This is a genomic window from Salinarimonas soli (genome assembly GCF_008386575.1).
GTDB lineage: Bacteria > Pseudomonadota > Alphaproteobacteria > Rhizobiales > Beijerinckiaceae > Salinarimonas_A > Salinarimonas_A soli.
On record NZ_VUOA01000006.1, the window covers coordinates 98,162 to 112,209 of the forward strand.

Annotated in this window: 17 protein-coding genes; 4 read left to right on the plus strand and 13 right to left on the minus strand. The window is 70.8% G+C overall.

The genetic code is table 11. From position 1 onward, the window contains the following. The first annotated feature begins 107 nt into the window (after positions 1-107). A complete protein-coding gene (locus tag F0L46_RS02950) occupies positions 108-1,328 on the plus strand; it encodes an MFS transporter (protein WP_149815532.1) in 1,221 nt (406 codons plus the stop codon). 124 nt (positions 1,329-1,452) lie between these two features. Further along, a complete protein-coding gene (locus F0L46_RS02955) occupies positions 1,453-2,460 on the plus strand; it encodes a DUF2336 domain-containing protein (protein WP_149815533.1) in 1,008 nt (335 codons plus the stop codon). Between the two features lie 9 nt (positions 2,461-2,469). Here the strand turns inward: F0L46_RS02955 and F0L46_RS02960 are convergent, their stop codons facing one another. Next, the gene (locus F0L46_RS02960; protein ID WP_149815534.1) at positions 2,470-3,639 is read right to left on the minus strand and encodes a helix-turn-helix transcriptional regulator; all 1,170 of its coding nucleotides are present in this window, start codon (positions 3,637-3,639) and stop codon (positions 2,470-2,472) included. Positions 3,640-4,019: 380 nt separating this feature from the next. Then, a complete protein-coding gene (locus F0L46_RS02965) occupies positions 4,020-4,985 on the minus strand; it encodes a ribokinase (RefSeq protein ID WP_149815535.1) in 966 nt (321 codons plus the stop codon). Between the two features lie 135 nt (positions 4,986-5,120). Here F0L46_RS02965 and F0L46_RS02970 point away from each other — a divergent pair, with 135 nt between their 5' ends. Continuing rightward, positions 5,121-5,825 (plus strand): GntR family transcriptional regulator, encoded by a 705-nt coding sequence (locus F0L46_RS02970; protein ID WP_149815536.1) that lies wholly within the window; start codon positions 5,121-5,123, stop codon positions 5,823-5,825. An 18-nt stretch (positions 5,826-5,843) separates the two neighbouring features. On the opposite strand, the gene F0L46_RS02975 is transcribed toward F0L46_RS02970, so the two are convergent. The 3 genes from F0L46_RS02975 to ureG form a co-directional block, all read right to left on the minus strand. After that, the gene (locus tag F0L46_RS02975; protein ID WP_210247591.1) at positions 5,844-6,293 is read right to left on the minus strand and encodes a response regulator; all 450 of its coding nucleotides are present in this window, start codon (positions 6,291-6,293) and stop codon (positions 5,844-5,846) included. A gap of 74 nt (positions 6,294-6,367) precedes the next feature. After that, complete coding sequence (locus F0L46_RS02980; RefSeq protein WP_149815538.1) at positions 6,368-6,943, minus strand: HupE/UreJ family protein; 576 nt, start codon at positions 6,941-6,943, stop codon at positions 6,368-6,370. Between the two features lie 46 nt (positions 6,944-6,989). Further along, on the minus strand, positions 6,990-7,619 hold the full coding sequence (gene ureG / locus F0L46_RS02985; protein WP_149815539.1) for an urease accessory protein UreG: 630 nt from the start codon (positions 7,617-7,619) through the stop codon (positions 6,990-6,992). A gap of 85 nt (positions 7,620-7,704) precedes the next feature. On the opposite strand from ureG, the gene F0L46_RS02990 reads away from it, so the two are divergent. Then, a complete protein-coding gene (locus F0L46_RS02990) occupies positions 7,705-8,205 on the plus strand; it encodes a DUF2059 domain-containing protein (RefSeq protein WP_149815540.1) in 501 nt (166 codons plus the stop codon). A 7-nt stretch (positions 8,206-8,212) separates the two neighbouring features. Here F0L46_RS02990 and F0L46_RS02995 read toward each other — a convergent pair whose 3' ends face one another. The 8 genes from F0L46_RS02995 to F0L46_RS03030 all read right to left on the minus strand — a co-directional run bounded on the left by F0L46_RS02995 (position 8,213) and on the right by F0L46_RS03030 (position 14,043). Further along, positions 8,213-8,890 carry an urease accessory protein UreF gene (locus F0L46_RS02995; protein WP_240539835.1) on the minus strand — a complete coding sequence of 226 codons (678 nt, stop codon included), beginning with the start codon at positions 8,888-8,890 and terminating at the stop codon, positions 8,213-8,215. Continuing rightward, the gene (locus tag F0L46_RS03000; RefSeq protein ID WP_149815541.1) at positions 8,890-9,558 is read right to left on the minus strand and encodes an urease accessory protein UreE; all 669 of its coding nucleotides are present in this window, start codon (positions 9,556-9,558) and stop codon (positions 8,890-8,892) included. The genes F0L46_RS02995 and F0L46_RS03000 overlap by 1 nt, the downstream gene beginning before the upstream one ends. Positions 9,559-9,624: 66 nt before the next feature. After that, a complete protein-coding gene (locus tag F0L46_RS03005) occupies positions 9,625-10,428 on the minus strand; it encodes a hypothetical protein (protein ID WP_149815542.1) in 804 nt (267 codons plus the stop codon). Positions 10,429-10,468: 40 nt separating this feature from the next. Further along, positions 10,469-12,184: an urease subunit alpha gene (gene ureC, locus F0L46_RS03010; RefSeq protein WP_149815543.1), complete on the minus strand. Its 1,716-nt coding sequence runs from the start codon at positions 12,182-12,184 to the stop codon at positions 10,469-10,471. Between the two features lie 12 nt (positions 12,185-12,196). Then, complete coding sequence (locus F0L46_RS03015; RefSeq protein WP_188311827.1) at positions 12,197-12,712, minus strand: formylmethanofuran dehydrogenase subunit E family protein; 516 nt, start codon at positions 12,710-12,712, stop codon at positions 12,197-12,199. An 8-nt stretch (positions 12,713-12,720) separates the two neighbouring features. Next, positions 12,721-13,122: a type II toxin-antitoxin system VapC family toxin gene (locus F0L46_RS03020; protein WP_149815545.1), complete on the minus strand. Its 402-nt coding sequence runs from the start codon at positions 13,120-13,122 to the stop codon at positions 12,721-12,723. Continuing rightward, the gene (locus F0L46_RS03025; protein ID WP_149815546.1) at positions 13,119-13,385 is read right to left on the minus strand and encodes an AbrB/MazE/SpoVT family DNA-binding domain-containing protein; all 267 of its coding nucleotides are present in this window, start codon (positions 13,383-13,385) and stop codon (positions 13,119-13,121) included. The genes F0L46_RS03020 and F0L46_RS03025 overlap by 4 nt, the downstream gene beginning before the upstream one ends. A gap of 37 nt (positions 13,386-13,422) precedes the next feature. After that, a complete protein-coding gene (locus tag F0L46_RS03030; RefSeq protein ID WP_149815547.1) occupies positions 13,423-14,043 on the minus strand; it encodes an urease subunit gamma in 621 nt (206 codons plus the stop codon). Positions 14,044-14,048: the final 5 nt, after the last annotated feature.

Genomic DNA, 14,048 nt, shown 5'->3' on the forward strand with positions numbered 1-14,048 from the left:
GGCGATGGACCTGGCCGCAGCCACCTCTCGCCTACCGCCCTCCATCATGACAAAAGGAACGCACCAGGAGCGATTCGGCGCGCCAGCCCACCCTTCGAAAGTGTCCCATGAGCCCGGCCGACGATGCCGCCTCGGCGCCGCCGACACCCGGTCCCCGGGTGGTGACGACGGCGCTCGGGATCACGCAGATCCTCGGCTTCGGCTCGACTTATTACCTGCCGGCGGTTCTGGCGAAACCTATCGCCGCGGACACGGGCTGGCCCTTGTCCCTCGTGGTCGGCGCGTTCTCGTTCGGGCTTCTCGTGTCGGGCCTCGTGTCGCCCCATGTCGGGCGGACCATCGACCGTTTCGGCGGGCGCCCGGTCCTGGCGGCGAGCTCATGCCTCATCGCCGCCGGCCAGGCGACGCTGGGCCTCGCGGGCGCGCTTCCCGTCTACGTCCTGGGCTGGCTCATCCTCGGCGCCGGCATGGGGGCGGGCCTTTACGACGCTGCGTTCGCCACCCTGGGCCGCCTCTACGGCGAGGCGGCGCGGCGCGCGATCATCGGCGTGACGCTGTGGGGCGGGCTTGCCAGCACGGTCTGCTGGCCGCTCAGCGCCTATCTGGTCGAGACGCTCGGCTGGCGCGGCGCGTGCCTCGTCTATGCCGCCATCCAGCTCACGGTCTCCCTGCCGATCCACTGGCTGCTCGTGCCGCGGCGGGTTCCCGTCGTGGAGCACGCGCGCGACACGCAGGCGGACGAGGTGCGGATCGACCGCTGGCGGCGGCGCGCCCTCGTCCTTCTCGGCGGCGGCCTGGTGATCGGGTCGGTGATCACCTCCGTGATCGCCGTCCACCTGCTCACCCTGCTCCAGGCCCGCGGCCTGGATCTCGCCACCGCGGTGGCGCTCGGCGCCCTCGTGGGTCCCGCGCAGGTGGCCTCCCGCATGGTCGAGATGACGGTGGGGATCCGCCTCCACCCGCTCTGGACCATGACCGCGTCGGTCGTGCTCATGACGCTCGGCCTCCTGCTCCTCGCCGTCATCCCGCAGGCCGGGATCGCGCTCGTGCTCTATGGCGCCGGCAACGGCGTCTATTCCATTGCGCGCGGGACGGTGCCGCTCGCCCTGTTCGGCCGCAGGGGATACGGCGCGCTCATCGGGCGGCTCGCCATGCCTGCGCTGCTCGCGGCCGCCCTCTCTCCCTCGCTCGGGGCGTACCTCATCGAGATCGGCGGACCGGGCGCGCTGCTCGGGGTCCTCGTGGCCGCGTCGGCGCTCAACGTCGTTCTCGTGCTCGCCTTGCGCGTGACCGCGAAACGGATCGCGCCCGTCGAGGTATCACCTTGAGCCTGGAGCCCGCGCCGCGTGCAAAACGGCCTTTCGCGATCCTGCCGGAGCGTATTCGATTCACATACCTTTAGGTGATTTGCGTCAAATTGAGCTGAGTCGAACGCTCAATTGGCGAGCCCCCATGATCGAGCAGCTGGCCGTCCTCGCTTCCAGTGCGTCACCCGACCACCGGCGGGCTCTTCTTCATGCGGTAACCGACCTCTTCCTCGTGGACGTGGACCCGAGCGAGACGGTGAAGGAGGACTACGCCCGCATCGCGACCCACTCCCTCGACGGGCTCAAATCGCAGGACCGCGTGAGCTACGCCGAGCGCGTCGCCGCGAGCCCGACCCTGCCGCGGACGGTCGCGACCCGCCTCGCGAGCGACGACGACGCGGGCGTGGCGCGGCTCGTCCTGACGCTCTCGCCGGTTCTCACCGACGCGGACCTGGCCTCCATCGCCGTCACGCATTCCCAGGCTCACCTTGCGGCCATCGCCGAGCGCGCGACGCTGTCGGAGACCGTGACCGAGGTGCTCGTGGAGCGCGGCGATGCGCAGGTCCTGCGCACCGTCAGCGGCAACGAGGGCGCGGCCTTCTCCGACAGCGGCCTCTCGCGGCTCATGGAGCGCGGCGCGTCCGACGGGCAGATCGCCCGCAACCTCCAGGATCGGGCCTCGCGCCTGCCCGCCGAGCAGGCCCAGCGCGTGCTCCGGATCGCGCAGGCCACCGCTCAGGCGAGCGCCGTCGGGGCGCAGCCCCTGGCGCGGCAGGCCCGCGAGCGGCGGCTCGAAGTGCGCCTTCTCCTCGCCGACCTGCGGGACGGCCGCACCACCATCGACGAGGTGCTGCTCACCCTCGCCGAGCAGGACCGCGCCTTCGACCTCGCCCAGGCCCTGGGCTCGGTGGCCGACATCACGAGCGCCCAGGTGCTGCGTGCCCTGCTCCAGCACGACGTCACGGGCATTGCCGTGGCGTGCCGGGCCGCGGGAGCCACGCAGGCGGGCTTTGCCGGGATCCTGACCCTGCGCGCCCAGCGCCTGGGCCTCTCGGCCCAGCGCATCCAGACGGAGCGGGCAGCCTATGCCGCCGTGACGCCCGAACTCTCGGAACGGGCCATGCGGTTCCTGAAGGTGCGCACGAAGCTCTAGGCGGCTCTCCTAAAGCGGCGCCTGGAGCGAGGCGACGCGCCCCACGAGGCCCACGAGCTCCGACTGGCGGCTCGTCTGCGTCTTGGCGAACACGTTGGCGAGCTGGGTTCGCGTGGTCGAATGGGCGACGCCCAGCGCATCCGCCGCCTCCTTCAGCGACAGGCCCCGTCGCAACTGGTCGACGAGGCGCGTCTCCGCCGCCGTGAGGTCGTAGAGCGAGGCGAGAAGCGTGCCGAGCGGACGGTCGGTGGTGTCGCCGACGCCGACGAGCGCCACGAGGCTCGTCCCCGGGCTCGCGTCGGCAAGGGCATGCGCGCCGGGCAGCGGGCAGACGAGGAGCCGCAGGGGCGGCTTGGGATCGGGCCTCGGAACCGCGATGCCCATGGCGCCGCAAGGTTCGTGACCGGCCTTCCCGCGCCCCAGGCGACGGTCGTGGCCGAAGACCGCCGCGATGCAGGCGTTGAGCCGGCCCTCGTCGGCGGCCCGGGGCAGGGAGAGGCGGCCGCCGCGAAGGCTCAGGGCGCCCTGCCGGGAGAGAGCCCGCGCGGCCTCGTTGGCCAGGACCACCTGGCCGCCGCCGTTGCAGAGGATCACCGGATTGTCGAGGGACTCCACGAAGGCTGCCGCTCCTTGAGCGACGCCGGCCGCCTGCCGCAGCGCCTTGTGGATGTGGAAGCTGCGCCGGAAATGCGGGAGGAGGAGCGAGAACCGGTCGGCATGCACGGCCGTGAACGGCCCCGCCGCGCGCGAGCGCATGACGGTCAGGGTCGCGATCGTCGTCTCGTCGCGCACCACCACGGCGGCGATCTGCCGGCGGATCTCGAGGGGATCGAGGAAGTCGCGGACGATGGGCGAGGCGTCGAAGCCGGGCGGTTCCATCTCGTGGTCGAGCCAGACCCTGCCCTCGCTTGCCAGGAACAGCTTGCGCCGCGGATCGGTGGCGCCGTGGGCGGCGAGGAAGTCCGTCAGATCCGCCTCGTCCCGATTGGGCGTGAGCGCGTAGTAATAGTCGCCGTCCCACCGCGAGCGGGTGTGGTCGCCGACCACGACCTGCCCCACCTCGGCGTCGAGATAGGTGCAGATGGGCCCGAGCAGGCCCGGCCATTCGCGCGGATCCCCCGATCCCGCATAGAGGGCATCGATGATGTCGCTCAGGCGGCTCTCGGAGACGGACGACATGGGCTCACCTCGCACCTGTAGGACCGGTGCGGGGTCGCATGCGGTGGCGCAATCACCTGACGCGTCGCTCGGCAATGACATGACATCCCCCGGGCGCGGAGCGCGACGGCGCTCGGCGCGGCAGAACGCGTGGGCAACTAGTCGAGCAAGACGGAAATTACCGAGGCCCTGCGGCGGCCGCGGCCCGGCACCGCGCGGGCGAAGCGATGACCTGCAGTCGCTCTTCCCCTACGAGATGTCATGGCCGGCCCTCCCCCGAGTCGCCTCAAGCCAGTGAGTGTAGATAATGGACTGTTTTCGGCAAGGCCAAAAACAGTCCAAAATGCGCAAAGCTTGAGCGCGTTTTGCCGGGACGATCGATCGGGCTCGCGCCCGCACGCTCAGGCGCGCGCGCGGGCGCGGGCCAGGAAAGCGTCGAGAGCCGCCGTCGTCGGCAGGTGGTCGAGCACGCCAAGGCTCCGGCAGACCAGGGCGCCGCAGGCCGCCCCCCGGACCAGGCACTCCTCGAGCGGCAGCCCCCGGACCAGCCCCGAGGCGAAGCCGGCCGTGAAGGCGTCGCCCGCCCCAAGTGTGTCGACCGCCTCGACGGGGAAGGCGGGCCGGCGCACGGGCGGGGCGTTGCGCCGATAGGCGACCGCGCCCTCCTCGCCCAGCGTCACGGCTACGATGTCCGGCCCCCGCTCCAGGAGGGCCCGGGCCATCCCCTCGAGCCCGTCGCCCGCCCCGAGCGCCCCCGCCATCTCGGCAGCCTCGACTCGGTTGAGCACGAGGACGGAGGTGAGCGCGAGGATGTCCGGGGCGACGGGCCGGTAGGGCGAGGGGTTGAGCAGGGTCCGGCCGCCGGCCGCACGGGCGACACGGAAGGCTTCGCGGACGGGCTCGTCGGGGATCTCGAACTGGGCGAGCACGAGATCGGCCCGCCGCAGGGCCGAGGCGGCAGATTCCACGCAGGCCGCCGAGAGCAGGCGATTCGCGCCCATGTGGACGGCAAGGCAGTTCTCGCCAGTGGCGTCCGTGAAGCCCACGCCGCCGCCGGTCGCGCCGGGAAAGCACCGCAGCATCGAGGATCTCAGGCCCGCGCGCGCGAAGGCGGCGGGGGCCACCTGCCCGAAGAGGTCGTCGCCGACCGCGAAGATTCCGTCCACGGCGAGCCCCAGGCGGCGGACCCCGACGGCGAGGTTCAGCCCCTTCCCGCCGGGCTCAACCGTGAAGGCCTCGGCCCCGAGCGACTCGCCCGGACGTGGCAAACGCCCAACTTTCGCGCTACATGCGACCACGAAGCTGCCGAGGATGAAGACAGAGCCTGTCTCTTCCGTGCTAAGGTCCGTCTCGTGAGCGAGCGACATCGGTCAATGGCCTCCCGAGTTCCCGGAGACCAGGATAGTTCTAACCCGGTCCGGCCCGAGGCCCAAGAGCCTAGGGCGAGCGAGCCGGACAGACCACGCCTGGAAACCCTCCTGCGGCTTCGCGCCGACACGGCGATGCCGATCTATCAGCAGCTCGAGGAGCAGATCGCCGAGCTGATCGGCGACGGCCGCCTGCCGACCGGGACCGTGCTACCCGCCGAGCGCCAGCTCGCCGACGCGCTCGGCCTCAGCCGGGTGACGGTCCAGCGCGCCTACAACGCGTTGCGCCAGCGCAGCCTCGTGCTGGCGCAGGGGCGGCGCGGCTCGGTGGTCCAGGGGCTCGGACCCCGGCTGCATCCCGGCATGGACCGGCTCAAGGGCTTCACGGAGGAGATGCGGCTCCTGGGCAAGACAGCCTCGTCGCGGATCCTGGAGCGCAGCATCGTGAGCGACCGCTCCATCGCCTCGATCTTCGGCCTGGCCTCCCAGGCCCGCTTCCTCAAGCTCGTGCGGGTTCGCTGCGGCGACGGGGTGCCGCTCTCGCGGGAGACGGGCTGGTACAACCTCACGGCGGCGCCGGCGCTGGAGACGGCGGACCTGTCGGGCTCCGTCTACGGCTTCCTGGCGGAGACCTGCGGCAAGCCCCTCGTCTATGCCGACCAGACCATCGAGGCGGCGTTCCCGAACGAGCAGGAATGCGAGATCTTCGGCTTCTCGCATCCGATCCCCTGCCTCCTGCTCAAGCGGTCGAGCTACACCCATCGCGAGGTGATGATGGAATATGTCGAGGGCCTGTTCCGCGGCGATGCCTACAGCTACCGCCTGCGGCTGGGCACCTGACCGGAATCGACGCGGCACCTAATCCGGGCGCCGCCCGTGGAGCCCGCCCACCGAGGGGTGGAGCCGGCGCAGGGCCGCGATCTCGATCTCGGCATGGGTCCAGCCGGCCTGGAGGGAGCGGACGCTCTCCACCACCTCGGAGACCCGGTAGGGTTTGCGCAGGAACAGGCTGTCGCCATAGGCCCGCGGACGGCTCGCCGTGTCGCCGGAGGCGAAGATCACGGGGCGCAGGGGATAGGTGAAGCGGAACTCGTCCGCGACCCGCCAGCCGTCGATGGGCCCCGGCAGGCGGATGTCGGTGAAGAGCCAGTCGATCTGCCCGACCCGCTCGCGCAAGACCGCGAGCGCGTCCTCGCCGGACGCGGCCTCGAGGACGCGAAAGCCCGCCTCGGACAGCTCCTCGCTCACCACCTGGCGGAGGAGATCCGAGTCTTCCACGAACAGCACGGTTGGCAACAACTTACGCACGGCCACGCCTCCTGGGTGGCGCACCCTGCTGGCCCTACCCCAGCGTCAGTCAAGCGGGGCAGTACGTAAGCGAATCACCCGACGAGGAGGACGACCCCAGCCAGAGCGACCGCGCCGCCCGCCGCCCGGGCGAGCCAGGGCGAGACGAGACGGCCCGAGGCGAGGCCGAGCCCCACGCCGGCGGCGTGCAGGATCGCCGTGGCGAGGACGAAGCCCGCCACGTAGGACCCGGCGCCCGCCCCGGCCGGCAGCTCGGCCCCGTGGGCATGCCCATGGAAGAGCGCGAAGGCGCCGCAGATCGCGGCGCCGGCCGCGAGCGTGAGCGGCAGGCGCAGGGCGACGAGGGTGCCGAGGACGAGGACCGAGAGCCCGATGCCGATCTCGCCCCCGGGCGCCGCGACCCCGGCGAGCGCCAGGAGCGCCGCCGCGACCATGAGCCCGACGAAGGCGAGCGGCCAGGCCCAGACGGCCCGCCCGCCGTTGAGCCCCGCCCACGCTCCCACCGCCGCCATGGCGAGGACGTGGTCGAGCCCCAGCAAGGGATGGCTCACGCCCGCCAAGAAACTGTGCGTCGCGCCCACGCCCGTATGGGCGAGGGCGGGCGAGGCGGCGGCGGTCAGGAGAGCGAGGGCGAGCGTCGTGGCCTTCATGGCGTGGTCCCCAGTGCTGGTGTCCGATGGATGCGGATGCGCGCGCTCATGCAGCCTTGGCCGCAAGGCCTCCGGCGCGCTCGACGAAGCGCGCCACCTCGTCGACCCCCTCGCCCGAGCGGACGTTGGTGAACACGAAGGGCCGCTGGCCGCGCATCCGGCGCGCGTCGCGGTCCATCACGGCGAGGTCGGCTCCGACATGCGGCGCGAGGTCGACCTTGTTGATCACGAGGAGGTCGGAGCGGGTGATGCCGGGGCCGCCCTTGCGGGGGATCTTCTCGCCGCCCGACACGTCGATGACGTAGATCGTGAGATCGGCGAGCTCCGGCGAGAAGGTCGCCGCGAGATTGTCGCCGCCCGATTCCAGCAGGATCAGGTCGAGGGCGGGAAAGCGCCGGCTCATCGTCTCGATCGCCGCGAGGTTGATCGAGCAGTCCTCCCGGATGGCGGTGTGCGGGCAGCCGCCCGTCTCCACCCCCATGATCCGCTCCTCGGGCAGGGCGCCCGCGACGGTGAGGAGGCGCGCATCCTCCTTGGTGTAGATGTCGTTCGTGATGGCGCAGAGGTCGTAGACGTCGCGGAAGCGCTTGCACAGGGCTTCCATCAGGGCCGTCTTGCCGGAGCCGACGGGCCCGCCGATGCCGACGCGCAGGGGGCCGTGGGGGGAGCGGGTCATCTTGTCATTCCATCCTGCCGACGTCACGCTAGGCTGAAGCGACCGTGCCGCGCAATCCTGCGGGGCAGTCGCCTCGGAGGCCGTCATGACGTTCAGCATCCGCCACGGGCTCGTGGCCTTGACCCTGATCTTGGCGACGGCCGCCGTCCCGGCGCAAGCCCAAACGGGAGGCAGCCGCGAGGAGGCGCTCTCGCAGGAGATCATGGCGTTCCAGGTGAAGCAGATCGACATCGACGCCTTGACTCAAGCATCGCTCGATCAGATCGTGCAGAACCTCAGGATCGCGGACCCGAAGGTACGGGCCGACCTCCTGAGCCTCGCCCCGGTCCTGAAGGAGGAGTTCCAGCCGATCCTCGACAGCATCGTGAAGGCCATGGCGGGCTTCTTCCGTGACAACTTCACGGTCGAGGAGCTGATGCAGCTGCGCGCCTTCTACGCCAGCCCGGTCGGGATGAAGATGACCGTCAAGGGCTCGGAGTTCGGCACCCGTATGGGCGGCGCCCTCCATCTCGCCATGCAGGAACGCGGTCCCGCGATCGTGGAGCGGATCAAGGTGGAGATGGAGAAGCGGGGGCACCGGCTCTAGAAGCCCGTCAGCTCCGAAACAGCCGCGTGTACTGCGTCTCGTGCCGCAGGGACGCTAGATCGGAGCGGAAAGTGGAGCCGCCGAGGTCGTCCAGGGTCGCCGCCCCGGCCTCTCCGGCAGCGGCGACGAGGGCCGGCAGAAGCGCCGCCGTGATCCGCTGCCCGTCGGTCTGGCCCACCACGCCGAGGCGCACGGCGGCCGAGACGAGGTTGGCCGCGAAGGCGAGCGCGTAGGCCTGCAGCGTCTGCGTGAGCGGCAGGCCATGGCCCGCCGCCGCGACGCCCACTGCCACGGGGTAGGCCGCGTCGCCCCCGGTGGCGCGGGCAAAGGCCTCGACCGCCGCGCAGGGCCAGCTCTTGCCGATGGCGAGGAGAAAGGCGGAACCCTGGGTCACCGTCTCGAGGCGGCGCTCGGCGGAGGGCGACAGCGCGAGGCTGAGCTCGGCCACCTCGGCGAGCGTGCCCTCGTCTCCCGCGACGACGGCCCGATAGGCCGCCGCGAGCAGGATCGCGTCGTTGCGCAAGGCCCCATGGGCGACGAGATCGGACAGCCAGCCCTCCAGGGCCGCCGCGTCCCCGAGGTCGCCCGCCTCGAAGGCCCATTCCAGCCCATGGCTATAGGCGAAGGCCCCGACCGGGAAGGCCGGGGACAGCCAGACCATGAGGGGCAGATGGGCCGGGTGCATCAATGGCCGTGCTTGTGCCCGTGGTCGTGGTGATCGTGCCCGCAGCCGCAGCCCGGCCCGTGATCATGACCGGCATGGGCATGCGAATGGCTGTGCGCCTCCGCGTGCGGATGGGTATGGGCCTCGGCATGGGCGTGCGAATGAGAGTGGGCGTGCGCGTGGGCATGCTCATGCCCGTGCTCGTGATGCGCATGCGCGTGATGGCCGTGATCGTGCCCGCAATCGGGGCCGCATTCGTGGTCGTAGGCGCCGCGCTCGGGGTGGAAGGCGCGCGAGACCGCGCTCGCCGTGCCGCCCTGCCCCCGCACCATCTCGGCGAGCACGTGGTCGTCCTCGATATAGATCGCGTCGGCAGCAATCTCGGCGGGGGTGTGGCGGTTGCCGATGTGCCAGGCGAGCCGCATGAGACGCAGCGGGTTCTCGGCCCGGATCTCCAGGAGACGTTGCGGGGCGGCCTTCACCTGCACGAGGCGCCCGTCCTCCAGCTTTACCGCGTCGCCCTCGGCGAGCACGGTCGCCTTGTCGAGATCGAGCAGGAAGTCGAGACCGCCGTCGCCCCGAAGCGCGAAGCGGCGGCGGCTGCGCCCCTCGTGGTCGAGGGTGACCGTGTCGACGACCCGGTCCGCCTTCACGGCGGCTTTGCGGACGATGGCTGTGGCGCGGAGCATGGGGGCCTCTCGTGATGCGTGGGCGAGTGATAGCAGCGCCGCGCCCGGGGGGAAACCGCCGTGCCGCTAACGCGACGCGCCTGGTCGGAGCAGACGCTGGCGGACGGTCAGCCCGACGTTCCACCCGACACAGACGGCGAGCGCCGCGAGGAGCGCCAGGACCGAGCCGAGGGGGACGACAGCGACGTGGAGCACGACGAGAGAGGTGGTGAAGCCGATCATGCCCGGCAAGCCGTTCGCCATCACGCTCGCCGTGGCCGGGCCGCCGATCCGGGGGTGGAGCACCGCCGCGAGGCTCGTGAGCACCACGGGCACCAGGGCCGCCATGCCGGCCGCCTTCGGCCCGATCAGGCGCCCGACCACCACGACGGTCGCGACGAGGCACATGACGCCCACCGCCCGCGCCGGCACGGCCCACCAGGGTTTCGCCGCCGGCCCGCGCCCCGAGGAGCGCCCGAGAAAGCGGCGGGCGGCGAGAAGCGCACCGCCATAGGCCGCCACGTTGAGCGCGATGCCCGCCGGCAGGGACCAGTCGAACCGCGTGATCGTCCAGGCCGTGACGAGCCAGGCCGCCAGCGCCCCCGCGATGCTCGCCGCCACCCCGTGCCGCTGCGCCAGGGCGGCGTAGAGCACGATGAAGAGCGCCGTCGCGGCGTTCGCCGCGAGGCTCACGAGGCTGCTCGCCTCGACGAAGGCGGGGCCATGCTCGTAGGCGAGGAAGGCGTAGGACGGCCCCGCCGAGATGGGGAGGGTCGCGATCATGGCGCCGAGGAACGGACCCGCCCGCTCGACGACGAGGGAGGCCGCCACGACGATGAGGGCGCTCGTCACCATCTTCAGGGCGAGCGCGATGAGGAAGGGGTCTGCCATGCGCCCTGACCGAGGACGGCCGAAGCCGCGCGGGTTCCTCCTAGAACAGGAAGTAACGCTGCGCCATGGGCAACTCCTTTGCCGGCTCGCAAACCAGCAGCTCGCCGTTTGCAGTGACGGCATAGGTCTCCGGGTCCACCTGGATGTCGGGGGTGGCGCCGTTATGGATCATGCTGGCCTTGCCGATGCCTGCGCGCACATTCTCCACCGCCACCATCTCGCGGGCGACGCCGAGCCGCTCACGCAGCCCGTTCGCGACCGCGGCGCGGGACACGAAGGTGAGCGAGGTGGCGGTCCGCGCCCGCCCGAAGGCGCCGAACATCGGGCGGTAGTGCACGGGCTGGGGCGTGGGGATCGAGGCGTTGGGATCGCCCATGGGGGCCGCCGCGATGGCGCCGCCCTTGATGATCATGTCGGGCTTCACCCCGAAGAAGGCCGGGGACCAGAGCACGAGGTCGGCGAGCTTGCCGGGCTCCACCGAGCCGATATGGCGCGAGACGCCGTGCGCGATGGCGGGATTGATGGTGTATTTCGCGACGTAGCGCTTCACCCGGAAATTGTCGGCGTCCGTACCCCGGTCCTCCGGCAGGCTGCCGCGCTGAGCCTTCATCTTGTGCGCCGTCTGCCAGGTGCGGGTGATCACCTCGCCGACACGGCCCATGGCCTGGCTGTCGGACGACATCATCGAGAGCGCGCCGATGTCGTGAAGGATGTCCTCAGCGGCGATCGTCTCCTTGCGGATCCGGCTTTCCGCGAAGGCGAGGTCCTCGGGGATGGAGGGGTCGAGGTGGTGGCACACCATGAGCATGTCGAGATGCTCGTCCAGCGTGTTCACCGTGAAGGGCCGCGTCGGGTTGGTGGACGAGGGCAGGACGTTGGGGAGCCCCGCCACCTTGATGATGTCGGGCGCGTGCCCGCCGCCCGCGCCCTCCGTGTGGAAGGCGTGGATGGTGCGGCCTTTGAAGGCGCGGATCGTGTCCTCAACGAAGCCCGACTCGTTGAGCGTGTCCGTGTGGATCATCACCTGGATGTCGTGGTCGTCGGCGACCGAGAGGCAGTTGTCGATGGCGGCGGGCGTGGTGCCCCAATCCTCGTGGAGCTTCATGGCGCAGGCGCCGGCCTCGATCATCTCGACGAGGCCCCCGGGGAGCGAGGCGTTACCCTTGCCGGCGAAGCCGAGGTTCATCGGGAAGGAATCGGCGGCGCGGATCATCATCTCCAGATGCCACGGCCCCGGGGTGCACGTGGTGGCGGACGTGCCCGCCGCCGGGCCCGTGCCGCCGCCGAGCATGGAGGTGAGCCCCGACATCAGGGCTTCCTCGATCTGCTGCGGGCAGATGAAGTGGATATGCGCGTCGAAGCCCCCCGCCGTGAGGATCTTCCCCTCCCCCGCAATCACCTCCGTGCCCGGCCCCACGACGATGTCGACGCCCGGCTGGATGTCCGGGTTGCCCGCCTTGCCGATCCGGTGGATGCGCCCCTCTTTCAGGCCCACATCCGCCTTCACGATCCCCCAATGGTCGACGATGAGGGCGTTGGTGATCACCGTGTCGACGGCGCCCTCCGCATTCGTGACCTGGCTCTGGCCCATCCCGTCCCGGATCACCTTGCCGCCGCCGAACTTCACCTCCTCGCCATAGGTGGTGAGATCCCGCTCGACCACGATCACGAGATCGGTGTCCGCAAGCCGCACCCGATCGCCCACGGTGGGGCCGAACATGTCGGCATAGGCCTGGCGGGGAAAGCGGAAGGGCATGGGGGTTCTCCGTCAGGGTTTGGCGGGCAGGTCGGTCAGCGTGAAATGCTCGTCGCGGTCGGCGTGCATGACATAGGCCCAGCGCACGCCCTCCTCGCGGGCGTTGACCTCGCTCATGCCGGGCAGGACCTCCAGCGGAACGGCGGCCTCGACGGCGCGGCCGGTGCGCCTGTGGCGGATGACGACCCGGGCGAGCAGGCCGTAGCCTGCAGGCTCGGGCGCGATGCGGAGCGTGCGCTGACCGGGCGACGCGGCGGTCGCGACGGTGATGCCATCGACGATGCAGGCGCACGGCGCCGCAGGGGAGTCGAAATAGGTGACGTCCACCTCCCGCGGCCCGGCCCCGAGACGCTCGGCGGCGTCCGTCCCGATGCGGATCCCGAGAGCGACCAGCGTCCCGAAGCCGCCATGCACCCGCTTGCCCGCCGCGATCAGTTCCTCGCGGGTCTGGGGCGGGATGCGGTCGAAGGAGGGGTCGTGGGCGTGGGCCGCCGTGCCGATGAGCGTGGCCACAAGAGCTGTGATCAATGCCGTTCTCACAGCGAAAGCCCTTCGAACATACCGGTTTTCACGGCCTCCTTGTCGATGCTCACGGTCGGAGCGGCGCCCACCTCTGCATTCAGTTCGGCGATCAAGCAGTCGGCGAAACCGACCGAGCTGATTCGATAGCGATTCAACGCTCGCGCTACGATGTCCGAACGCTCGAGGACGAGACTGTCCGAGGTGAGGAGGCCCTCGATCATGGCAGCCATTCGCTCGCGGTCGAAGCCGCTCGCCTTTCGAACACTCCACGCGAGTTCCGCCAGGACGACGACGTTTACGTAGCCGGGCCGCTCAGGCGAGAGTTCCGTTTCAAGAAAACGCGCGGCAGGCTCCGACCAGACGGGATCGTCCTGCAAGATGAACCGGATCAGAAGATTTGTGTCGATACCGATCATCGGGCCGGGCGCTTCCCGCCGGGACCATTCTCCTCCCAGACGGCTTCCGCGATCGCGTCGTCGACGTCGAGACGTTCCGGTTGCGGTCCGAACAGGCCGCGCAGATGCGCAACGCCGCGTTTCTTGGCGCGCACCACCACCTCGCCGGTATCCGACTCGACGAACTCCACCACGCCCCCGGGCTCAAGCCCGATCTTGCGGCGGACTTCCGCCGGGATCGTCGCCTGCCCTTTCTGCGAGGTCCTAGCCTGGTAGCGCGCCATGCCGATCTCCCTACCTCCGTCCGACTGCCCTACCCTATCACAAGGCCCCCATCACCTTCCCCTGGAACCCGTACACCGTCCGCGTCCCGCTCAGCGCCACGAGCGTCACGTCCCGGCTCTGCCCCGGCTCGAAGCGAACCGCCGTGCCGGCGGGGATGTCGAGGCGCATGCCGCGGGCCTTGTCGCGGTCGAAGGCAAGCGCCGCGTTCGTCTCGAAGAAGTGGTAGTGGGAGCCCACCTGAATCGGCCGGTCGCCCGTGTTGGCGACCGTGAGGGTCACGGTCTCGCGGCCCTCGTTGAGGACGAGGTCGCCCTCCCCCACGCTCACCTCGCCCGGCGTGAGCGCGCCCGTGGCGCCGCGGATCGGGTGGTGGACCGTGACGAGCTTCGTGCCGTCGGGAAACGTCGCCTCCACCTGCACGTCGTGGATCATCTCGGCGATGCCGTCCATGACCTGGTCGGCCGTCACGACGTGGGCGCCGGCCTCCATAAGATCGGCCACCGAGCGCCCGTCGCGGGCGCCCTCGACCACAAAATCGGTGATGAGGGCGATGGCCTCGGGGTAGTTGAGCTTCACGCCGCGCTCCAGGCGGCGGCGGGCCACCATGGCGGCCATGGCGACGAGGAGCTTGTCCTTTTCCCGGGGGGTGAGCTGCATGGGAG